The organism is Erythrobacter sp. JB2-19 (genome assembly GCF_057365005.1).
In genome coordinates this window covers 2,467,283-2,489,241 of the sequence record NZ_CP200290.1, presented here as the reverse complement: position 1 = coordinate 2,489,241, position 21,959 = coordinate 2,467,283, and the positions used below count along the sequence as shown (strand labels likewise).

The 21,959-nt window shown below is 58.0% G+C and carries 22 protein-coding genes; 12 read left to right on the top strand and 10 right to left on the bottom strand.

Annotated features, from left to right (window positions below; all coding sequences use genetic code 11):
* Positions 1-25: 25 nt before the first annotated feature.
* The 3 genes from AC0V6O_RS12030 to AC0V6O_RS12020 all read left to right on the top strand — a co-directional run bounded on the left by AC0V6O_RS12030 (position 26) and on the right by AC0V6O_RS12020 (position 3,014).
* Positions 26-1,312, top strand: a complete 1,287-nt coding sequence (locus AC0V6O_RS12030) for a hypothetical protein (RefSeq protein WP_486144299.1) — start codon at positions 26-28, stop codon at positions 1,310-1,312.
* A gap of 203 nt (positions 1,313-1,515) precedes the next feature.
* Complete coding sequence (locus AC0V6O_RS12025) at positions 1,516-2,388, top strand: crotonase/enoyl-CoA hydratase family protein (RefSeq protein ID WP_486144297.1); 873 nt, start codon at positions 1,516-1,518, stop codon at positions 2,386-2,388.
* A 158-nt stretch (positions 2,389-2,546) separates the two neighbouring features.
* On the top strand, positions 2,547-3,014 hold the full coding sequence (locus AC0V6O_RS12020) for a MarR family winged helix-turn-helix transcriptional regulator (RefSeq protein WP_486145617.1): 468 nt from the start codon (positions 2,547-2,549) through the stop codon (positions 3,012-3,014).
* Between the two features lie 128 nt (positions 3,015-3,142).
* Here AC0V6O_RS12020 and AC0V6O_RS12015 read toward each other — a convergent pair whose 3' ends face one another.
* From AC0V6O_RS12015 to AC0V6O_RS11985, 7 genes are all read right to left on the bottom strand, one after another.
* Entirely contained in the window at positions 3,143-4,141 is a 999-nt protein-coding gene (locus AC0V6O_RS12015) for a type II secretion system F family protein (protein ID WP_486144295.1), read from the bottom strand.
* Between the two features lie 17 nt (positions 4,142-4,158).
* A complete protein-coding gene (locus AC0V6O_RS12010) occupies positions 4,159-5,130 on the bottom strand; it encodes a type II secretion system F family protein (protein WP_486144293.1) in 972 nt (323 codons plus the stop codon).
* Between the two features lie 101 nt (positions 5,131-5,231).
* Positions 5,232-6,512 carry a CpaE/TadZ family protein gene (locus AC0V6O_RS12005; RefSeq protein WP_472639493.1) on the bottom strand — a complete coding sequence of 427 codons (1,281 nt, stop codon included), beginning with the start codon at positions 6,510-6,512 and terminating at the stop codon, positions 5,232-5,234.
* A gap of 3 nt (positions 6,513-6,515) precedes the next feature.
* Entirely contained in the window at positions 6,516-7,175 is a 660-nt protein-coding gene (locus tag AC0V6O_RS12000) for a CpaD family pilus assembly protein (protein WP_486144291.1), read from the bottom strand.
* A 20-nt stretch (positions 7,176-7,195) separates the two neighbouring features.
* The gene (locus AC0V6O_RS11995) at positions 7,196-8,860 is read right to left on the bottom strand and encodes a type II and III secretion system protein family protein (protein ID WP_486144289.1); all 1,665 of its coding nucleotides are present in this window, start codon (positions 8,858-8,860) and stop codon (positions 7,196-7,198) included.
* 80 nt (positions 8,861-8,940) lie between these two features.
* Complete coding sequence (gene cpaB / locus AC0V6O_RS11990; protein WP_486144287.1) at positions 8,941-10,038, bottom strand: Flp pilus assembly protein CpaB; 1,098 nt, start codon at positions 10,036-10,038, stop codon at positions 8,941-8,943.
* An 87-nt stretch (positions 10,039-10,125) separates the two neighbouring features.
* Positions 10,126-10,644: an A24 family peptidase gene (locus AC0V6O_RS11985; protein WP_486144285.1), complete on the bottom strand. Its 519-nt coding sequence runs from the start codon at positions 10,642-10,644 to the stop codon at positions 10,126-10,128.
* Between the two features lie 156 nt (positions 10,645-10,800).
* Here AC0V6O_RS11985 and AC0V6O_RS11980 point away from each other — a divergent pair, with 156 nt between their 5' ends.
* The 3 genes from AC0V6O_RS11980 to AC0V6O_RS11970 all read left to right on the top strand — a co-directional run bounded on the left by AC0V6O_RS11980 (position 10,801) and on the right by AC0V6O_RS11970 (position 13,115).
* Positions 10,801-11,754, top strand: a complete 954-nt coding sequence (locus AC0V6O_RS11980) for an alpha/beta fold hydrolase (protein ID WP_486144283.1) — start codon at positions 10,801-10,803, stop codon at positions 11,752-11,754.
* Positions 11,754-12,872 carry an NAD(P)/FAD-dependent oxidoreductase gene (locus tag AC0V6O_RS11975; protein ID WP_486144281.1) on the top strand — a complete coding sequence of 373 codons (1,119 nt, stop codon included), beginning with the start codon at positions 11,754-11,756 and terminating at the stop codon, positions 12,870-12,872. Before AC0V6O_RS11980 ends, AC0V6O_RS11975 begins: the two co-directional genes overlap by 1 nt.
* A 66-nt stretch (positions 12,873-12,938) precedes the next feature.
* A complete protein-coding gene (locus tag AC0V6O_RS11970; protein WP_472639486.1) occupies positions 12,939-13,115 on the top strand; it encodes a YegP family protein in 177 nt (58 codons plus the stop codon).
* A gap of 143 nt (positions 13,116-13,258) precedes the next feature.
* Here the strand turns inward: AC0V6O_RS11970 and rnhA are convergent, their stop codons facing one another.
* Genes rnhA through ispH form a run of 3 tightly spaced genes read right to left on the bottom strand, consistent with a single transcriptional unit; the run spans position 13,259 to position 15,755 of the window.
* Positions 13,259-13,726, bottom strand: a complete 468-nt coding sequence (gene rnhA / locus AC0V6O_RS11965) for a ribonuclease HI (protein WP_486144278.1) — start codon at positions 13,724-13,726, stop codon at positions 13,259-13,261.
* Positions 13,727-13,754: 28 nt separating this feature from the next.
* Positions 13,755-14,732, bottom strand: a complete 978-nt coding sequence (locus AC0V6O_RS11960; protein WP_486144276.1) for a homoserine kinase — start codon at positions 14,730-14,732, stop codon at positions 13,755-13,757.
* A gap of 21 nt (positions 14,733-14,753) precedes the next feature.
* On the bottom strand, positions 14,754-15,755 hold the full coding sequence (ispH, locus tag AC0V6O_RS11955; RefSeq protein WP_486144274.1) for a 4-hydroxy-3-methylbut-2-enyl diphosphate reductase: 1,002 nt from the start codon (positions 15,753-15,755) through the stop codon (positions 14,754-14,756).
* A gap of 117 nt (positions 15,756-15,872) precedes the next feature.
* Here ispH and AC0V6O_RS11950 point away from each other — a divergent pair, with 117 nt between their 5' ends.
* The 6 genes from AC0V6O_RS11950 (at position 15,873) to scpB (ending at position 21,898) form a co-directional block, all read left to right on the top strand.
* Positions 15,873-16,523 (top strand): hypothetical protein, encoded by a 651-nt coding sequence (locus tag AC0V6O_RS11950; RefSeq protein WP_486144272.1) that lies wholly within the window; start codon positions 15,873-15,875, stop codon positions 16,521-16,523.
* Positions 16,524-16,680: 157 nt separating this feature from the next.
* Entirely contained in the window at positions 16,681-18,429 is a 1,749-nt protein-coding gene (gene argS, locus AC0V6O_RS11945; protein ID WP_486144270.1) for an arginine--tRNA ligase, read from the top strand.
* Positions 18,430-18,487: 58 nt separating this feature from the next.
* Positions 18,488-19,216 carry an SPOR domain-containing protein gene (locus tag AC0V6O_RS11940; RefSeq protein WP_486144268.1) on the top strand — a complete coding sequence of 243 codons (729 nt, stop codon included), beginning with the start codon at positions 18,488-18,490 and terminating at the stop codon, positions 19,214-19,216.
* A gap of 80 nt (positions 19,217-19,296) precedes the next feature.
* Entirely contained in the window at positions 19,297-20,316 is a 1,020-nt protein-coding gene (gene nagZ, locus AC0V6O_RS11935; RefSeq protein ID WP_486144266.1) for a beta-N-acetylhexosaminidase, read from the top strand.
* The gene (locus tag AC0V6O_RS11930; RefSeq protein WP_486144264.1) at positions 20,313-21,176 is read left to right on the top strand and encodes a segregation and condensation protein A; all 864 of its coding nucleotides are present in this window, start codon (positions 20,313-20,315) and stop codon (positions 21,174-21,176) included. Before nagZ ends, AC0V6O_RS11930 begins: the two co-directional genes overlap by 4 nt.
* A 62-nt stretch (positions 21,177-21,238) precedes the next feature.
* Positions 21,239-21,898: an SMC-Scp complex subunit ScpB gene (gene scpB, locus AC0V6O_RS11925; protein ID WP_486145615.1), complete on the top strand. Its 660-nt coding sequence runs from the start codon at positions 21,239-21,241 to the stop codon at positions 21,896-21,898.
* The last annotated feature ends 61 nt before the right edge of the window (positions 21,899-21,959 follow it).

Here is a 21,959-nt window from a genome sequence, read left to right as displayed (position 1 = left end):
TTAGTAAAGAAGGCGGGAGGGTCTGTTGGCTTACGAGAAAAACTCTGGATCTCGAGCCACCGGACTCTTCCGCTTCTTTTCACTAGCGTTTGCTTTTCTCTTCCTGACTGCCAATCCCGCCCTCGCCGAGGAGGGGGATAGAGCCGGACTACGCCTCGAAAAGGTTTGGAGCTATGACGGCGGGGGCTATGGCTCAGATTTCAAGCTGGAGCCGACACTCGCGATCACGCCAGAGCATGTTCTGGTGGCTGGCTTCATGCCCAAGGGGGATCGGCAGCATCAGGTAATCCGCGCGTTCGATATTGAAAGCGGTGAACCCGGCGACGTCCTCAATCACCCTGATGCACGGCCATTTGACGGATTTGGCGAAGCGATCGCAGCGAATGATCACTTTGTCGTCACCGTCCTTCATCGTAAGCATTCACCAGAAGCTGGCGGCCAGTTGCTGGTCTACGACGCGAAGACCCTAAAGCTGCTGCGCCGCATAGAGAACCCGCGCGCCGAGGAATCTGCGTGGTTTGGGATCGCTGGCCTGGCCTTGGACGGTGAGCGCATTCTCGTGTCTGTTTCAACAACTAGGGACAGGCGCGCCAGCGCTTGGGTGTTCAGCGCCAAAACTGGGGAAATATTGCTTACCATTGATGAGCCGAACGTACCCGAAAATGGTCGCCGCCTGAGCTATTTTGGCCATACGATCGCGATGAACGAAACGCATATCGCCATCGCTTCAAATGGTCACTCGGGGCCGACCGGTCTCTATGCGCGGGGCGAGGTCTGGGTCTTCGATGCGAAAGATGGCTCCTTTCAATATAGGTTCGATAGGCCGGTATCAGAAAAGGCGACCATGCTTGGTCGGTCACTCGTTCTATCGGATGGCCGGCTACATGTATCGAGTTTGGGCGAAACGGGCCCTTCGAATTGGCCCACAGAGCGTGTGCACTCTTATGATCTGGACAGCGGCGAATTGTTATTCACGCTCGAGGACCGAGGTGCCCCAACAACGACTGATGAAATCTTGAACGGAGTCAGTGGGGAAGGGTTTCCATCGGGCCTGACCGGTGAGCGAAATTTGCTGATTTCGGGCCTTCCGGACTGGCCGAATTCGTTGGCGGGACAGGGCGGGTTGGTCGTACTCGATGGCACCACGGGTGACCGCCTTTTGACCTATCACCACGAAGCCGGTCAGGAAAACGCACGCTTTGGGCGCGCTCTTGCCGCCGGATACGGATTTGTCGCGGTGGCGGAAGAGGTCCGCACCGACAAAGGCTTGATCCAGCGCGTAACGCTCTACCGGTTGTTCTCAACTGACTAGCCTTGCGCGCCGTCACAAGCTCGAAAGGGGCAATCTCAATGAAAATGGCTACCGCTTAGGATAGCAAGGACTGGCGGACAGGAGCAGGATTGAGCAAGGCGCGGAGTTCGGCTTGATCGAACTGATTTAAGGGCTTGTTGAGAAGGACAGTTTTCTTCCTCCAAGAGGTGTGTCAGAGTTCGTTCGCAACGGAGAGAACCCACATGACCGAATACACCCAGATACTCGTCGACAAGGCCGATGGCATTGCGACCATTACGCTCAATCGTCCGGAAAAGATGAACGCATACACCCGCACGATGGGGACGGAGATCATTGCGGCGATGGATGATATCGACGCGGATGACGCGGTGCGCGCGGTGATCTTTACCGGCAGCGGAGAGAAGGCGTTTTGTGCAGGCGCGGACCTGACGCCGGAAGGCGGGGGGCACGTGTTCTCTGACCCCGAAGAGGTGGACGATCTGTCCGATCCTAAGGTTCGCGATGGCGGAGGATTGCTGACCCTGAGGCTCTATGAGAGCACAAAGCCACTGATCTCTGCCTGCAATGGCGTGGCAGTGGGTGTGGGTGCGACCATGCAGCTAGCGATGGATATTCGGCTCGCGAGCGATACTGCGCGCTATGGGTTCGTCTTTGCCCGGCGCGGGATTGTGCCAGAGGCGGCCTCAAGCTGGTTCTTGCCCAGAATCGTCGGGATCAGCCAGGCGCTTGAATGGTGCTATTCTGGCCGGGTGTTCGGCGCAGAGGAAGCGAAATCGGGCCGGCTGGTGCGCTCTGTTCATGTGCCGTCCGATTTGCAGCATGCGGCCCGAGAGCTCGCAAACGAGATCGCCGAAAATACCTCCGCTGTGTCGGTCGCTATGACCCGGGCGATGATGTACCGGCTCGCCAGCGCAGACCATCCGATGGAGGCGCATAAGATCGACAGCCGCGCGATCTACCGCCTCTCGCGCGGTAAGGACGCGAAAGAGGGGATCGCCAGCTTCCTTGAAAAGCGCAAAGCCATCTATCCCGGTAAAGTCACCGAAGACATGCCAGATTTCTATCCCTGGTGGGACGAGGCGACCTACGAATAGCGTTTGCTGAACGGCCAAGCTTGCATTCGCGGCTGGTTTCATGGGAAACCAATGCCGTGAGTAATAAGGTTGCAGCGAACAAACGGAGCGCAGAGGTGAGCCAAGCAGGGGGCGAACATAGGAGAGCGGGCACGATTCAAACCGGCGCTCTCTCGACAATGCCGGGACAACTCGCGGACTTTCTCCCCTACCAGCTGTCAATTGCGTCCAATGCTGTCAGCAGCTTGATCGCTGAGCGCTATCGCAAACGCTTTGGCCTGAAGATTCTGGAATGGCGGGTGATGGCAGTGCTTGGCGATGCCAAGGATGGCACAGGGCGGCTCACACAAAGAGCCCTGACCGAGGCGACCTTGATGGATAAGGTCGCGGTTAATCGGGCCTGCAAAGTGCTTGAGGAACGCGGGCTTATCGCCCGGGCTCCCAATGCGCGCGATGGACGTTCGCACCTGCTGGAGCTGACCGAAGATGGGCGGGCCATTCACCGCGAAGTGATGCCGCTGGCGCAGGCGACCGAGAGCGAACTCTTTGCCGATTTCACAATTGATGAGCAGATGAAGTTTCGCGAGCTGCTGCATCGTATGCGCGAGCGCGCCGGATTGCTGGGCGAGGGCGCTGAAGCGGTCTGACGCGGACCCCAACCTCCCAATACAATTCGACCCCAAACAAAAAAGGCCCGGCTGTGTAGCCGGGCCTTTCGTCTGTGCGCCGTTTGAGCTTGCTCCATGCCAAGCGGCGCGTTGAGTGATGTCGGATTTTATTCCTTAATCAGTGCATCCGAGATCGAGCAAGCTGCTGGACCAAGGATAACGATGAACAGCACCGGTAGAATGAACAAGATCAACGGTACGGTCATAATCGCTGGCAGACGGGCGGCCTTTTCCTCGGCGCGCATCATCCGCTCGTTACGGAACTCTGCTGACAGGACCCGCAGCGCGGATGCCAGCGGTGTACCATAACGCTCGGTCTGAACCATGGTTGTCACCACGCCTTTGACAGCGTCAAGATTGACCCGATAAGCCAGATTGTCGAACGCTTGTTTCCGCTCGTTCAGGAAGGACAGCTCAATCGCGGTGAGGGCAAATTCATCGCCCAGTTCCGGATAGGCGCGGCCCAGTTCCTTGGCGACGCGGTTAAACGCGGCATCGACCGTAAGACCGGCTTCTGCGCAAATGACGAGCAGATCGAGCGCGTCTGGTAGGCCTCGCTGGATTTCCAGCGTCCGTTTGCTTGCCTTGTTGGACAAGAACAATTCTGGAGCTTTGTAGGCACCAAAGACTGCCACGGTGAGCGCACCTGCACGCTTGAACGCACCCCAGTCTGGGAAGAAATCGAGTAAGTATATTACGGTCGCTGCGATTGCCCCTATCACGATAGGCAAGATCGCTCGCAGCATGATGACGTAAACCGCGAGTTCTTTGTTGCGGTATCCTGCGTAAGCCAGCTTCTGCTGAATGTCTTCAAGCTGACTATCCTGCAGGATCTTCATACTGTCGAGGCGCTCTTTGACCTTGTCAGTGCCTTCGGTCTTACGGACCAGGCTGGCGCGTTTTTTGGTATTGCCAGTGACAATACCAGCTTTGAGCTCGTCGCGGCGTTCCTCAAGCGCTTTAACACGCTTGGACATTGGATCTTTGATCGTCACGGCGGCATAAATCGCCATGATCACAGCAAAGGCAGCAAGGCCAGCCAGGATTGTACCGACGACAATAACGTCGAAACCAAGCAAAGTGGGGCCGGGTTGAGGATTAATCATAGTATCTCGTCCCTCACTTAGATTTCAAAGCTGACCATTTTGGCCATGATAAACACACCAATCGACATCCAAGTCAGGCCGCCCAGACCGGCAATGATAAGTCGGTCCTCAGTAAAGAAGCCGCCAAGATAGCCTGGGTTGATCCACCAGATCATCGCAAAGACGATGAAAGGCAGCGAGCCAACGATGTAGGCAGAAGCTTTGGATTCAGAGCTCATCGCTTTGATTTTCAGCTTCATTTGCGAGCGTTTGCGCAAAACATCAGCCAGATTCGACAGTGTCTCTGCCAGGTTACCGCCGGTCTCGCGCTGAATGGCCAGCGTGATGCAGAAGAAGTTGAATTCCGGAATGCCAAGCCGATCAGCGGTCTCCTGGAGCGATTCCTCCATAGTGCGGCCGATGCGGATGCGTTCGGTGATGCCCTTGAACTCGATGCCCACTGGGCCTTCGACTTCTTGCGCAACAACGCCCAGAGTTTCGGTGACTGGCAAGCCAGAGCGTAGGCCCCGGACGAGCAACTCAATGCCGTCAGGAAATTTTGCGTTGAACATTGCAGTGCGCTTTTTGATCATGAAATTCACGACCAAATGCGGAATGCCAGCACCAAGCAATAGGCCAACACCAAGCGAGAGCAAAAGTGCGCCGGATTTGATGTAAACCAACACTGCAAACACCAAGGCAAGGCCAAGGGTCGCATAGAGATATTGCGACAATGTCCAAGGCTTACCGGTGCGATCAAGCCGAATGGCCAGCGCTTCGGTGCGTGAGCTTGCGCCAGCGACCTTTTGAGCCTTTGGCTTGCGAGCCGCGATCGCTTTTTTCAGTTGCGCATCAACTTTGGCGTCGGTGCTTTGCGAATGGCGATACCTCAGGGCCTCAAGGCGTCGTTTCTGAGCCTTGCCCGAGTTTGAGCCAGTCGCGAGGACGTAGCCGCCAACGAGGACTGCAAAAATCACCGTAGTGATGAGCAGGATTTGCAAGATATCCATGCTTTCCCTTCCCGCCTTTTCTTGTTTAGGCGTGACCGATCAGCAAGCGAGGAGAGGAGCGCCGCGCCGATAATTGCCGCGAGCCGCCCCTCTGATGCTTGTTATTCAGCCGGTTCGGCCTCTGACTTGTCTTTCTTCGACAACAGCGACTTCAGATCAAACCCGCCCAAAAGCGACTTCTTCTCTTCTGTCAGTGCTTCCAAATCGTCTTCATCGGCGCCCATAATCCGCTCACCAATCTGCTTGATAACAGCAGTGGATTTGCTCGAGCGGTTGGCATCAACGAACACTTGGCCAAGCTTCGCAGCATTGGACGCGGCTTTGATGTCGTATGGAATTACGAAATCAATCTTGCGCTCAATTGATGCTTCAAAGTCAGCTTTGCTGATCTCAGCGGTGGCGTTTTGAACCTTGTTGGCAACGACCATCGGATGGGCGTGCGCAGCATTGGTTTTCAGCCAAGACAGAACGCGAATTGTGTCACGTGCAGATGCCAGGGTCAGCTCGCAGGTAACCAGAACGAGGTTAACCTCGCCCAGCAGATGCGGGAAGTTGATCAGCATATTGCGCGGCAAATCGATCACAGTCATTTCAAACGCTTGGCGGAATTCTTCCTCCAATTGTAAGAATGCCGCGCCATCAGTCATCAATGGCTGATTGATCGGTGCCTCAGCAGACAGGATCGACAAATTATCGTTGGCGCGGATCATGGCGCGCTCAATGAAGAGCCCATCAATCCGGCTTGGATTGTCAATCGCATCGGTCAGGCCGCGACCTGGCTCCAGATCCAGCGCAAGTGCGCCGGTGCCGAAATGCACGTCAAGATCAAGCAGTGCGGTTGGCGCATTGTGTTCATCACTGAACAGCCATGCCAGCGAAGTTGCCAGCGTTGACGCGCCAACGCCGCCGCGCGTTCCAACCACTGCGGTCGAAATATGGCGCTGCACTTGCTCCGCTTCGCCGGCTTTTGGCGAGGTGAAGACGTTAAGAGCCTGATTCAGCGAATCGTGGATCTGTTGAGCAGACAACGGCTTCAGCAGATAATCGTGAATGCCGCTGGCAAGCAGGTCACGATACAGACGTACGTCATTGACCTGGCCAATAGCGATCACGACAGTACCGGGCTCGCAGACCTCAGCCAGTGCGTTGATATCATTCAGCGGGTCGCCGCTTTCAGACAAATCAACGAGCAGGATGGCAGGGCTGGCGCTGACTGACAGCGATTGGATCGCGTTGCGCAGTCCGCCTTTGTTGCACTTCTCTGGCTGCCAGCCCATTTCGATGACCACTGGACGCAGAACGTCGAGTGCGTTGTCATCGCAGATATAGGCCGCAAATGGATCACGATTGCCGGGTAGTCCGGAATTCCAAGGCGCGTTCATGGATCAATTCCCTCCGGTTGAAGCTGCTGGAAGACCACCTGCACCAGACGGTGCAGTGTTGCGGAACTGGTCGATGGCTTTGGTGCCGCTGGCGACGACGGATTCGCCAGTGCCTTTCTTGCCTTCGAGCAGGTCTTGCGGATCGGCGATCATTGCAGCGATGTTGCTGTTGGTCGCACAGCCGTAGTTTGGGCTGGTTGCGTTGTTGTAGTTCATGTCCGATGTGGCTGACCAATCAGGACAACCTGGAACTGAAGCGTTCGACCGGGTGATCACAATGCGGGCTTGACCCGGATTGAGGAAGCCAGCAGTCGTCGGAGCTGTCGCGCTGACAAGCAGGCCGTATCGTCCTGCTAGATCGCTAACGGCGGTCTTCAGCGCAGGGTTGTTGGTTGGATCATCAATTGAAATCCGATCACCATAGGCCAGTTCCATTGTGTCGAACCAACCATCAACGCGTTGCTGTTCAGAGATTGGCAGACCAGAGCGATTGGTCTGCACGTCAAGCGTAAAATTGGTTCGCTCAACCACTGGCTGCTTGGTGCTGTATAGACTCCGATCGGTTGGCATACCGCCGCATCCGGCGAGCGCTGTTCCAAGCGAGAGGGCAATGGCAATAGCGGGCAGTTTGGCCAGCTTACTATGAGTTGCTTTGGGCATCATTCTTACCTTTCTCACTTCGATTAGAGGCTAAAACCTGGAGCCGCGGCGTCAGCCTGACGGTCTTTTTTCCGGTCTTTTTTCTTGGCGCGACGTTCATCATCACGGCTGGAGCCGGGAACGATTGCAGCGGGATCAGCAGCGCTTACCGATGGTTCAGGTGCGTTTTCGTCACCAGCAGCCGTTGGTCCAGGACGGGTCGCACCGCTTTCGCTGGCGCTGTCTTGGTAGCCAAGCAGTTGCTGGATCTCGTTTGCTGCACGGAAACCATCGGTTGGCAGTTTGATCTGGTTTGAATTGACTGGCTTCACCAGATACGGCGTTACGATGATTACCAATTCGGTCTCGCCCTTACGATAGGCGCGCGAACGGAATAGGTTGCCTAGGATTGGAATGTCACCAACGCCTGGGGCCTTGTCGATCGAGTTCTGCGAGTTGTTGCTCATCAAGCCAGCAATCATGAAGCTTTGGCCAGAGCCAAGCTCGACGGTTGTTTCGGTCCGGCGGATTGTGAGAGCCGGAACCTGGAAGCCGTTGAGAGTGACCGCGCCTTGCGTTGAAAGCTCAGAAATCTCTGGGCGAACCCGCAAAGAAATTCGACCATTGGCCAGAACCGTAGGCGTGTAAGCAAGGCTAACGCCGAAATTGCGATACTCAATCGAAACCGAGCCGAGACCCTCGCTGATCGGGATCGGGAATTCACCGCCAGCCAAGAAGCTAGCCGTTTCACCCGAAAGCGCAGTGAGGTTTGGTTCGGACAAGGTCGTGATCAGGCCGATTTGTTCAGCAACATCGAGTGCAGCTGTGACGTCCAGCCCGAAAAGCTGGCCCAGCGCACCAAAGGTGGTGCCGCCGGCACTGTTAACAGCGGTGCCTGCAATATCAGGAAGTGTTTCAAACAAGATAGCGCCTGTCACAGGATCGACAGCGACCGTGCCATCCGGCCGTAGGAGCGGTATCCGGCCGCCAATGAGGGCGGGCTGAGCTACGCCATTACCTGCGGCCAATGGGCCCGCGAAGTTAACTTCGCCGTTGGTAAAGTTGCGGCCATTTCCTATGGCGCCGCGGAAACCGCCAGTTGAGGCGTCAAAAGTGGCCAAATTTCCGCCAATATCGCGAGTGAGCGAGCGGCTAACTTCTGCAAAAGTAACCTTGAGATTGACTTGCAACGGTGTCGCTGTTTTCAGTCGACTGATCACATTTGCACCTTCGCCAACAAAGGCTTGGACTAGGCGTTCCGCTTCGGCTGCATCCTCTGGCGCCTTAACAGTGCCGGTTAGAAGAACCGTGTTGGTGCCCATGGTTGCAACGCCAATTTTCGCTTGCGGCATTGCCAACGCCAGCATCTGGTCGATGCTGCCAATGTTGGAACCGACGCGGATATTGGCCGACCAAATTACATTGCCAGATGCGTTGCTAGCGTAAATCGTAGTTTCACCGCCGGAGCGACCGAACACATACAGCTGGCGTTGTGATTTGATCTGGACATCGGCAACAGATTCGTTGGCAATGAAGACATCCGTCATCGTGCCAGGTACTGTGACCAATTGACCAGCACCGATGGACAGAACAACATCCTGATCCGGACTGTTCACTTGCTGAGCGGTGGCAATGTTTGCCGGAGCTGCAACAAGCGGCAGTGCGGCAATACTGGCCAGCAGCATTTTTGCAGTAGACAGGCGTTTCATTTTAGAGCCCCTTGATAGTTTCCCTGTTGCCGTTTGCACGGCATCCAAATTTTCGATTTGGTGTGTCATGTTCTGTTCCCTCAACGGATCAGCAATGCGCCTGCAGCAGGTGCAGTCTGGCCGGCGTCATTCACATTCTGCGCTTGGCCCTGGCGGAGAGAATTGGTCGCGCCTCGAACACCACCCACAGGAACTTCCCTGGTCTGCTTGCCACGGGTGACACGAACGGCAGGGCCGCGATTGACCGGAGCACCGTTGACGTTTGCTGGGACGCCTAGTGCAGGAGGCGTAACTTTAGCCTTGCCACTGGCGGGAATCGACTTGCGTTGGAAGCGAGAGACGTCGCCGCCGGTTGAATAGGTCGTGCCTTTATCATTTGGTCGGTTCATAGCCGACTGGAGCAGCCGTTCCTCTTCCTCAGGCGTCGCATCTTCTGGAATTTTTACCTCACCAGAAGCAATTGCGCGCTCAAGTTCAGTTTGGTTATCCGCGATCGAACGCAGGACCAATGTGAGCGTGCCGAGAGTCTGTGCCACAGCCACTTTTTCCGCGATCTTAGGCGTCACCTCGATTGTGACCGTCCGGAATGCACGAACAACGGTATTGCCAGCTTCGTTGGTTGTCTGCGAAGTTCGTTGGTCAGTCGCAAGGACGCGCAGGTTCCGTAGAACAGTCTCAGCAGCCTTCAGAGGCTTACCTTCGCCCTTGACCGTTTGAGTCAGGACAAGGTCGACACGGTCACCCGGAAATACAAAGCCAGCAACACCAGTCTTAGCCGACACTGGCACCGTAACGGCGCGCATGCCTGGGCCAAGCGCCGCAGCGAGGAAGCCGCGATCGCCAGGGCTTACCAGCGAGCCTTGGGTCACCGGTTCACCAGCGGTGACCGGATGACGCACGACAGTGCCGAGCAATTGGGTGATGTCTGATTCGCCATCAATAAAGTAGGCATCCTGCACCAGCTCTTCCGGCCATTGCTGATAGCTCAGCGCATCGGCGGTGATGATGGTGCCGGTTGGAAGCGCGCGCTGCGCAACCAAGACCTTTGGACCGACTGGCACAGCAGCAGCCTCAACTTCCGGGGCGGCGGCCCCTGCGAACATGCTGCGTGCAGCAAAGGCAGTGCCGACCGCGATGATCAACGCTCCGATGAGCAAAACAAGCTTCTTCCTGTCCATGGCTTTGTAGCCCCCTTGTAATGGCCCAGATGAATTCACGGGCGGGTAGATTTGCGCCTTCTAAGCGCGGATTGGTTAAAATCGGGTTCACCCCAAATTCGCAGCCATTGCCGCGCTGGAGAAAATTTTCGGATAAATGACCCACAGGCCGCCGGCCGCGATGGCCACGCCGTATGGAATTGCGATGCGTTCTTTTTGCTGACGCATGAAATGATAGGCAGCCATCACAATGGTCAGCACGCCGCCAGCCAGCGCCATGATGATCAGCAATTGCATGAAGGCGCCGGGTTCGATCCACAGCGCAAGTGCAGCCAACAGCTTCACATCGCCGCCGCCCATCATCTTGAGCGCGAACAAAAGAGCCATGGCAAAAAACGTTATGAGTGCGACGCCGACCTGCAAGGCGACACTGGTCGGACTAAAAATGCTCGGCCCTTCGGGAAGCAGAGACATGCCACTGGCCCACCAAAAAACCGGTGCGCCAACGACAATCGCTAGGTTCAACCAATTGGCGATTCTGCGGCTACGAATGTCCGTAAAGGCTGCAAACAACAGCGCAATTGCCAAGGCAATCAGCAGTCCGTATTGGATAGTCTCACTAAACATTTGGCCCCCAAAGGTTGACGGCCAGCTTGTCTGGTCGGTCCTTCTAAGGGTGTTGCTACAGATTATGACTTACCAAATAGTAACCAACCCCGAAGGGATGAAATTAGTGACGTCTGCAATGCCCTCATGGCGCGCCGATCGAGAGGCGTTGTAATTATGGATCGCCGGGCAATTCCCGCTGCTGCCAGCGAGAGCATTTGGCATGCGCAAGATGGCCATGAATTGCGCCGGATTGATTGGCAGATCTCCAGAACTGACGATGAAAGTCCGCGCGGCTCCATCCTGTTTTTACCAGGCCGAGGCGACAATTACGAAAAATATCTCGAAAGCCTGGATGAATGGCACCGCGATGGCTGGCGCGTAACAGCGGCGGACTGGCGCGGGCAGGCGGGCTCTGGCCGGCTCGGTGATGACGAGGTTACCGGACACATTGATGATTTCGCGACCTGGGTGGATGATCTTGCGCATTTCTGGTCGGACTGGATCGCTGAGACGCCAGGACCGCATGTATTGGCCGGACATTCGATGGGCGGGCATCTCGTTATGCGTGCACTGATTGAACGTCGCGTCCAGCCCAAGGCAGTGGTGTTAAGCGCGCCCATGCTCGGCATGGCGGGGCCGCCGCTGCCGCTGGCGGTGCTCCACGGGGCGGCAAAGCTGATGAATGTCGTGGGCGAACCGACCCGGCAAGCATGGAAATGGAGCGAGAAGCCCGGCGAGATGCCCGCGCGCCGCCGCACTCTGTTGACCCATGATGATGATCGCTATGACGATGAACTGTGGTGGCGGGAGCACCGCCCAGAGTTGGTCATGGGGCCGGGCAGTTGGGGCTGGGTCGAGCGCGCCTATGCCTCGACCAGAGTGCTGGAAGCACCCGGCGCAATGGAATCGGTCGATGTGCCGGTGCTCATACTCTCGACCTCAGAAGATAAGCTGGTGAGCCATGCCGATTGCGTGCGTGCGGTAGAGCGCCTTCCCAAGGGAGAGCTGTGCGCCTTTGGCGAAGAAGCCCGCCATGAGATACTGCGCGAGGTTGATGCGGTGCGAGACCGAGCAATGAATGCAGTCACCGAGTTTCTCGATCGGGTCGCGCCTAAACCTGCAAGCTGATGCCCGATGGAATCTATGACTTTGCGGTTGTCGGAGCCGGAATAGCGGGCGCTAGTCTTGCGGCTGGGCTGTCCGCTCATGCCAAAGTACTGGTTCTGGAGGCAGAGGATGCGCCCGGATACCACTCAACTGGGCGATCTGCGGCCTTCTGGGATGAGTGTTATGGTGGGCCAGGCGTGGTGCCGCTCACTCTCGCGTCAGGGCAATATTTGCGTGATGGCGGGTTTCTGAAACCGCGCGGCGCAGTGCATTTGGCGCGGGATGAAGATCTCGGTGCCCTTACCGATTTTGAGCAGACCTTTGCGGACACTGGCGTCACTATAGAGCGGCTCTCGCTCGCGGAGATTGCCGCGAAAGTTCCGCATGTTCGAGGTGAATGGCGTCATGCAGTGTGGGAGCCCGCCTGCGCGGACATCGATGTGGCGGGCCTGCACCAGCATTACCTCAAAATCATGCGCCAGCGCAGCGTCGACCTTGTCTGCCGCGCGCGTGTAGCAAAACTAAAACGCTATCCCGACACCGGCCTATGGGCGGTCACTCTCGAATCCGGCGAAACCTATGGGGCCGAAAGAGTCGTGAACGCAGCAGGAGCATGGGCCGATGCGCTTGCAGTCACCGGAGGTGTCAAACCGCTAGGGATTGCGCCCATGCGCCGCACGGTCGTGCAGTTGCGGGTATCGCCTGAAGCCCCGGACGATCTACCACTGGTGCTCGACATTAATGGCGGGTTCTACTTTAAGCCGGACAATGGGCGATTGTGGTTGAGTCCGCATGACGAAATTCCCAGTGAGCCGTGCGATGCCGCGCCGGAAGAACTGGATGTCGCCCGCGCGATTGAGCGCTTTGAAACGGTTGTCGACTGGAAGATCGAGCATGTTGAGCGGCGCTGGGCCGGTTTGCGCAGCTTCGCGCCGGACCGTCTGCCCGTTTATGGCTATGACGCAGAAGTCCCTGGCTTCTATTGGTTTGCGGGACAAGGCGGCTTTGGTATTCAAACCGCGCCCGCGGCGGCGCGGCTGGCGGCACAAGAGCTTTTGGGGCTGGGCGTGGATGCAATGACCAGCGGGATCGAGCGCGCGCGCTACGCGCCGCAACGTTTTGTTACAACCCATGCCTAGCCAACCTTGTTTTGATCTGTAAGCTCCCGAATCGCGGACGAATTCAAAACTACAGGAGACAATCCGATGTCGCATAAATTTGAAATCTACAAAGACAAAGCAGGCGAATTTCGTGTGCGCTTTAGCTACAATTCAGAAGTGATGTTCTCCACCCAAGGTTATTCTAGCAAGTCGAGCGCGCAAAATGCGATCGATTCGATCAAGAAGAATGGCCCTGGCGCGCCGACCGAAGACAACACCTAGGTTGCATTGGCGGCTGGCGCATCGCCGCCGCTGCTGTTGCACAATACTGATATGAGGGCGGCGTACCGGAATGGTGCGCCGCTTTTTGTTTGATCTCAGTGGATTGCGGTCACTAGGCGCGCATCAACTCGCGCAAGCACGCTTTAGGCGTTTTCGCTCTCTTCTTCGTCGCTGGCGGATGCCGCGCGGTTTGCTTGATCGCTGGCGAGCTTGTCGACGCGCTCGTTCTCCGGATGGCCGCTGTGCCCTTTGACCCAGTGCCATTCAACCTGATGCTTGGCCGAGACGTCGATTAGCTCATGCCACAAATCGGCATTGCGAACGGGTTTCTTGCTGGCGTTGATCCAGCCGCGCTTTTGCCAGCCGGCAACCCATTTGGTCATCCCGTCGAGCACATATTTGCTGTCCGAATAGAGATCGACAGAGCATGGCTCGATCAGAGCGGAAAGACCCTTGATGGCCGCCATCAACTCCATACGGTTGTTAGTGGTGTCGCGTTCTCCGCCCGACAATTCCTTCTCATGCTTGCCTAAGCGCAGCAGCACGCCCCAGCCGCCCGGGCCGGGATTGCCTTTACAGGCGCCGTCAGTGAAAATCTCGACGTGTTTCATAGCATCCACCATTGCCCGAATAGTTAGCTTACGCAAATATACCTAGGCCCACTTCGTCGTAAAAGTGCCATCGTGAGACGAATTGCAATGGGTTCTTGCGTGTGACCAATGCGTCATCCGGCGTATCGAGCCAATCCTCCGCGCGGCTCGCGACAAATCGCAGGCACGCTCCCTTGGCGATTTCTGGCAGCAGCTCACGCTCAGCGGTCTCTAGCGGACGAACCGCCTCGTATCCTTCGATCAGCGCGCTTCCGAGATCGGCATTGTAGCGCTTGCCAGAGGGGTCAAAGCACCACGCAGCATGGGTGGTCGCAAGATCTAAGGCCATGGTGCCTCGGCAAGCGAAATAGAAGTCAATCATACCCGAAACTTGATTGCCCAGCATCAGGACATTGTCCGGGAACAGATCAGCGTGAATGTTGGACATGGGAAGGGCGGATAAATCGAGCGCAGCAGCGGCCTTGGCTGGGCCTAAGACTGCGGGAAGTGCCAGGTCAATGCTGGCAAGGCCCGCCTCTCCGCATTTCTCCAGCACTGCTAGGTTATCGGTAAAGCCCATAGTATTGGCGCGGGTTAGTTCAAAATTAGCCGACGCGAGATGCATTTGCGCTAGCGCGCCGCCCACGGCCCGCGTCTGAGCGACAGTTGGCTGAGTTGGCGAAACACCCGGAAGAAATTCGATCAGCGCGATCGCTTTGCCATCCAGCATTCGAAACGCGGCGCCGTCATGGTCATGGATGGTGCGCGGCACGGGGCAGCCGCCAGCTGACAGGTGATCGAGTAGGCCTAGGAAATAGGGCAGATCACTGAGCTCAATCCGGCGCTCATACATGGTCAGGATGAAACGTGTGGGTGAACCGCCTGCGCCATTGCCCGTCGTTTCGATCAGCCAGTTTGAGTTCGAGACGCCCTCGGCGATACCCTTGGCCGAGACGAGATCGCCAGCATCGTAATGCGCGATCAGCTGTGCCAATTCCTCAGCGCCAAGGTGAGTGTAGACCGCCATTCGTCTGCGAGCTTCGCTGCCTTAGTCGGTCAATTCGCGCGGCAGTTTGAAGACCATCTTCTCTTCCGCTGCCGTGATTGTCTGTTCGTTGACCGGGCGCAGTTCCGTGATCTTGGCGACCACCTCGCGCACCAAGATTTCTGGTGCGGAGGCTCCGGCGGTCACGCCGAGCGTTTCCACTCCGTCGAGCCAAGTAGGTTCAATCTCATTACTGCGCTGGATTAGTTTACCGGGTGTGCCCAGCCGCTCTGCCACTTCGACGAGTCGTAGCGAATTTGAGGAGTTTGGCGCACCAATCACCAACAACAGGTCGCATTGCCCCGCAATTTGTTTGACCGCGGCCTGGCGGTTGGAGGTCGCATAGCAAATGTCCTCCGCCTTTGGACCGCGAATATTGGGATAGCGCAATTCGAGTGCCGCGATCACTTCTGCAGTATCATCGACAGACAGAGTGGTCTGCGTCAGGTAAGCAAGCTCATCATTGGTTTCAAACGGTAGTTTGTCGACGTCTTCAACAGTCTCGACCAAGGTCATCTGGCCTTCGTCAACCTGACCCATCGTCCCGATCACCTCAGGGTGGCCCGCATGACCGACAAAGATGATGTGCCGGTCTTTCTCTAGCTGACGCTCAGCCTGCCGGTGAACTTTGGAGACCAGCGGGCAGGTTGCATCAACATAAATCATATTGCGCCGCTGCGCCTCAGCCGGAACCGATTTCGGTACACCATGCGCGCTGAACACTACCGGGGCATCGTCGGGCACCTCGTCCAATTCCTCAACAAAGATCGCCCCTTGCGCCTTCAGCGAGTTCACGACGTATTTGTTGTGGACGATTTCATGGCGCACATAGACCGGCGCGCCGTAGCGCTCGATCGATCTTTCGACGATCTCGATCGCCCGGTCTACGCCAGCGCAAAAGCCGCGCGGGGCTGCGATCAGCAGGGTTAGCGGGGTTTGGTCAGCTTGTCCGCCGCCTGGGGCAGGCGACCCGCCATTATCGGAATTGGGAAAGGGAGCATTCATATCGCCCCCTCTAGCGCTTTGCGACGTCCGCCGCTAGGGCGTGATACTTCAGTTTTTGTGGTGCGCCGCTACTAGATGCGTGCGCATTGGATCGATTAATCGAGGACGACCCAGTTGATGACGTTTCGCAAGCCGATTTTGCCTGCTCTAGCTCTTGTTGCTGCCCTTGCTGGCTGTGCCCGCGAAGGCGAGTTGGTGGTTGATCAAGGGGTCGGTATCACCGCCGTCCTGACATCCTGCCCATCGGTCGGCATTCCTGACTATACCGGCGATATCACTGCGTTTCGTGCGGTTGGCGATCAGACGGCGGCCAATCTGGATATGACCGCAACGATCACAAATTTGCGCCACACCTGTGATGAGAGCGGCGAGAAGGTCTACAGCGAAGCGAGTTTTGACGTGCTGGCCCGCCGCACCGACGTTCGCGGCGCACGCACCGTCACGGTGCCTTACTTCGTTACTGTTCTGCAGGGCGGCAGCGCAGTTGTCTCAAAACGCATTGGCGAAGTGACGATCAATTTCGCTGATGGCCAGGAGCGCGCGCAGGCCAGCGGAACCGCTGCTTCTTACATCAACCGCGCAGATGCGACCTTGCCCGCCGATATCCGTGAGCGGATCACACGCAAGCGACGACCTGGCGATGTCGATGCCGCGCTTGATCCGTTGTCTGCACCAGAGGTCCGCGCGGCGATCCAGCGAACCAGCTTTGAAATGCTGGTCGGCTTTCAACTGACTGAGCAGCAGCTGGCCTATAACGCCACGCGTTAAGTCGTTCCGCACACCATCCGGTGTGCGATTTCCTCGCTCATGCGACCAGAGGTCGCGTCGCTGCGGGTGGCCGGTCGGCCTTGCGGTCGCTCTGCGACCGTTGCTCGGACCGCGATCCTCTTGCGCAAGCAGAAAATTAAGGTAGCGCGTGCTTCCTATGACTGATCAACCAACACTCTACGCCGCCTTTGCGGCCAATACCCACAGCGCGCTTCAGGCGTTGGAAGAGGAAGGCGTGCTGCCTGAGGGTACCAATTTCGCCAATGTCACGCTGGAGCCGCCGCGAGATCCAAGCCATGGTGATCTGGCAACCAATGCCGCCATGGTGCTGGCAAAGCAGGCGAAGACCAATCCACGCGCGTTGGCTGAGAAAATCGCGGCGAAGCTTGAGGCGGACCCGCAAATCACCAATGCAGAGATCGCCGGGCCGGGCTTCATCAACCTGCGGCTCGATCCCGCCGCGTGGCTGGCTGAGCTAGCCGCAATCGCTGCGAAGGCCGACGCCTATGGCCGCTCTGAGATGGGCGCGGGCACGACGGTGAACGTCGAATATGTCTCTGCGAACCCGACCGGGCCAATGCATATGGGCCATTGCCGGGGCGCGGTGGTGGGCGATGCGCTCGCCAGCCTGCTTGAATTTGCCGGTCATTCGGTGGTGCGCGAATATTATATCAATGATGCGGGCGGCCAAGTCGACGTGCTCGCTCGCTCCGCGCATCTACGTTACCGCGAGGCGCTGGGCGAGGATATCGGCGCGATCCCAGAAGGGCTCTATCCCGGAGACTACTTGAAACCGCTCGGCGCGGCGCTCGCGAAAAAACACGGCGATGCCTACGCAAACGCGGATGAAAGCGAATGGCTGTCGCAGTTCCGCGAGCAATCCGTCGATGCGATGATGGAATTGATCAAGGCTGATCTGGCTGTGCTGGGCATTCATCACAATGTCTTTGCCTCAGAGGCTCAGTTGCATCGCGAGGGCAAGCCCGATGCCGCCGAGGCGTGGCTGCGCGAGCATGATCTGGTTTATGACGGCGTGCTCGAAGCGCCTAAGGGCAAGGCCCCGCCTGAGGACTGGGAGCCGGTTGAGTTACCGCTGTTCCGCTCGACCAAATTTGGCGATGATCAGGACCGACCGATTAAGAAATCTTCCGGTTCCTGGACCTATTTCGGTGCCGATCTCGCCTATCATATGCAAAAGGCGCAAAACGCCGATGCGATGATCAACATCTGGGGCGCGGATCACGCCGGCACAGTTAAGCGGATCAAAGCCGCGGTTGCGGCGCTGGGCGAAGGGCAGGGCAGCCCAACCCCGTTCGACGTCAAGCTGGTGCAAATGGTTCAGTTGCTGCGCGGCGGCGAGCCGGTGAAGATGTCGAAACGCTCTGGCACGTTTGTGACGCTGGCCGATGTGGCGGGCGAAGTGGGCAAGGACGTGGTGCGTTTCACCATGCTGACCCGTAAACCTGAGGCGCAGATGGAGTTTGATTTCGCCAAGGTGGTCGAGGCGAGCAAGGACAATCCGGTCTTCTATGTCCAATATGCCCATGCGCGGATCCGTTCGACCCTGCGCAAGGCAGCCGAGGCTGGTCTGGCCCCATCGGACCAGAATTTAGCGCAATTGGGCGATGAAGAGCTGGCTCTGATCCGTTTTGCCGCGCAATTCCCGCGTGAGATCGAGGCCGCCGCAAAGGCGCGCGAGCCCCATAGGATCGCCTTTTATCTTTATGATTTGGCTTCAGAGCTTCACACTTTCTGGAACCTCGGCAATGATTCGCCGCAAAAGCGCTTCATCTTGGAACAAGATGCTGGTTTAACGGGCGCACGGCTTTTCCTTGCTGACGCAATCGGGCAAGTGATCCGTAATGGTCTCGGCGTGCTCGGCGTTGAGGCGGTGGAATCTATGTGAGGGCCGAGAGGCTTTTAATGGAAGGGGCCGCGGGCGGTGATGTCTGCGGGCGACAATTATGAGCGATGCAGCCGAACTTGACTTGTCAGAAGAAGAAAGCCTGCCGTGGCTGGAATCCGACGAAGAAGATGATGATGGCGGGGTAGATACCGCCCGGATTATTGGCTTTGCCGCGATTCTGCTGGTCGTGTTGGCCGGTGTGATCGGCGCGGTGTGGTTCGTCACCAACAAAACCGGTGATCAGGAATTGGTCGCCGATGGAAGCACGATCGTGGCGCCAGAGGGCCCTTATAAAGAGCGCCCGGATGATCCCGGTGGCAAAGAATTTGCAGGCACCGGCAATGTCGCCCCGGCCGTTGGAGAAGGCCAAAGCCGTGACGGCGTAGTCGCCGAAGCGGGTGAAGGCGCCGGTTCAGGCGCTGAAAATGGTGCAGGCGCGGGCGGCTCTGATGCGGCCGGCACTGCATCGGGCAGCGGCTCCGGCGCCAATTCGGGCAGCACCGGCCCTGCCATCGCGACCCGCAGTACCGAGGATAAGCCCGCCGCAAGCAGCGCCGTTGGCGTGCAAGTTGGCGCCTATGGCACCCGCGCTAAGGCAGAGGCTGGCTGGGTTACGCTGACGCGTCAGACCAGCGTGCTCAGCGGTGTGCGTCACCGCGTCCAAAAGGGTGAGGCGGACATCGGTACGGTCTACCGTCTGCAGGCGGTGGCGGGCAATCTTGCCGCTGCGCAAAAGCTCTGTAGCGATCTCAAGGCGGATGGCGTTGCCTGCCAGGTGAAGCGTTGAGGCGCAGGTCCGGTCACTTTTCCCCACGGATCAGGGTTACCACGCTTGATTGAACCGGGCGCGCCTGCAAGGTTTCGCCAATGACACCGGCCATCTTTGGACTTTCTGGCCCCGCGCTAACCGAAGAGGAACGCGCCTTCTTCAAGGAGGCCGATCCGGCGGGCTACATCCTGTTTGGCCGAAATTGCGACAATGCAGAGCAGCTGCGCGCGTTGACGGATGATCTGCGCAGTCTGCATGGCCGCGACCGCTTGCTGGTCTCTATCGATCAAGAGGGCGGCCGGGTTGCTCGGCTGCGTCCACCGCAATGGGCGCATTATCCCGCAGGCGAGGCGTTCGACAGGCTCTATCAAATTGCACCTGCCAGCGCGATCGAAGCCGCTCGGGCAAATGCCCATGCGATGGCGCTGGAACTGTCGGCGATGGGCATTACGGTCACCTATCACCCACCGCTCGATGTTCGCCAACCGGGAACAACCGATGCGATCGGAGACCGCGCTTTGGGCAGTGACCCCGTACAGGTTGCCGCTTTGGGACGTGCGACCCTTGACGGCCTGACCACTGGCGGAGTTGCTGGTTGTATCAAGCATATGCCAGGTCACGGCCGAGCCACTGTGGATTCGCACAAGGAAATGCCGCGAGTGGATGCGAGCGCAGAGCAGCTGGAGCATGATATCGCACCGTTTCGCTCGCTTGCCTCTGCTCCGATGGGGATGACTGCGCACCTCCTATTCCCGGTCTGGGATGCAGACAATCCGGCTACGTTGTCCTCCAAAGTGATTGCCGAGATCATTCGCGGAGCTATTGGCTTTGACGGCCTGCTGCTGACCGATGATATAGATATGGAGGCGCTGGAGGGCACGATCCCAGAGCGCTCGGCCAAGGCGCATGCTGCGGGCTGCGACATTATCCTCAATTGCTGGGGCAAGATGGATGATATGCGCGGTATCGCTGAGGTTCTGCCTGCCATGTCTGAAGCGACGGCGGCGCGGCTCCATCGCGCGCTGGAAAACACTCAGGTGCGTGATGACCTGGGCGAGGCGTCCGACCTGCTCGCAAAACGCGATGCTCTGCTGAACATTGCGGAGGCGGCGGTATGAGCTCTGATGGCTTCATGCTAGAGGGCGGCAGCGGCGAGAAGCCGGAGCCAGGCAGTGTGAGCAGCGCTGGCGAAGCGCATTGGGGTGATCCCGATGGCGCGGCGTCAGAAAAGAGCGAGCGCGAAAAGGCGCTCTATCTAGAGCTTGATGGTTGGGAGGGGCCGCTCGATCTCTTGCTGGACCTTGCGCGCCGGCAAAAAGTTGACCTCAGGCAAATCTCCATCCTGGCGCTGGTCGATCAATACCTCACCTATGTTGAGGAGGCGGAGGCCATGCGGCTTGAGCTGGCCGCTGATTATCTCGTGATGGCAGCGTGGCTGGCGTATCTCAAATCCGCGCTGCTGTTGCCCAAGGATGAGCAGGAAGACCCAAGTCCAGAAGAGCTGGCGATGCGTCTGCAATTGCGGCTTCAGCGTTTGGGCGCGATGCGCGAGGCCGCAGCCCGTTTGATGGGGCGCGACCGGATTGGACGCGACATCTTTACGCGCGGCGCGCCAGAGGGCTTGCGGATCGATCGCAAGACGCAGTGGAAATGCGATAGTTTCTCACTGATCCAGGCATACGGCCAGGTGAAAGCGCGCACTGCGCCGCGTATCTATCACGTCTCTGATCGCCCGGTTATGACGCTCGACAGCGCGCTGGAGCGGGTCTCTTCCATGCTGGGCGTCACGCTTGATTGGATGGAGATTCGTGACTTCCTGCCGCCACATGCAGAGCCGAAACTGCGCAAGTCTGCGCTCGCCTCCAGCTTCGTCGCTGCGCTTGAGCTAGCGCGGCTGGGCCGGGCAGAGCTGTCTCAGGAAGAGGCCTACGGCGCGCTGCGCATTCGCCGCCTGCGAGAGAAAGTGAGTGCGCAGTGAGCGAGGGGCCGAGCGAGATCGCGCGCAGCCTAGAGGCGACGTTGTTTGCCTCTGAAGAGCCAATGAGCATTGAGGCATTGGGCACGCATCTGGGCGGGATGAGCAATTCCGATGTGCGCGATGGACTAAAAGAACTGAGCGAGTTTTACGAAAAACGCGGCGTCCATCTGGTGGAGCGCGGCAAGCGTTGGCATTTTGAAACCGCACCGGACCTTGCGCATTTGTTGCGTAGAGAGCGTGAGCAAGTGCGCCGTTTGAGCCGCGCCGCGACCGAAGTGCTTGCCATTATCGCCTATCATGAGCCGGTTAGCCGAGCTGATATCGAATCCATCCGCGGGGTTCAGACCGCCAAGGGCACGCTCGATGTGCTGATGGAGGCGGGTTGGATCAGGCTGGCTGGCCGCCGCGATGTGCCGGGCCGCCCGGTTATTTATGCGACAACGCCGGAATTTCTCGATCACTTTGGGCTGAGCTCGCGCCGCGACTTGCCGGGCATTGACGAGCTGAAGGCGGCTGGCCTGCTCGACCCGGTTGATGATGCGCTGGAAGAGGCGATGAGCCCGGACACTGGCGATACAGACGAGGCGGAAGTATCGGGCAGCGATGCCGTGTCTGAAGAGCAAGACGAGGTAGATGCAGAGACCTCAAACGCTGTTGAAACCTCAGAAAACTCCGGCTCGGCTGATGCTGATACCAACTCTCCGCCGCATGCATTGGATTAGCGACTGGCGCCGCGCCGTCATCGCGCCTATATTGGCGTTCTAGGTTAAGCAGAGAAAGTCA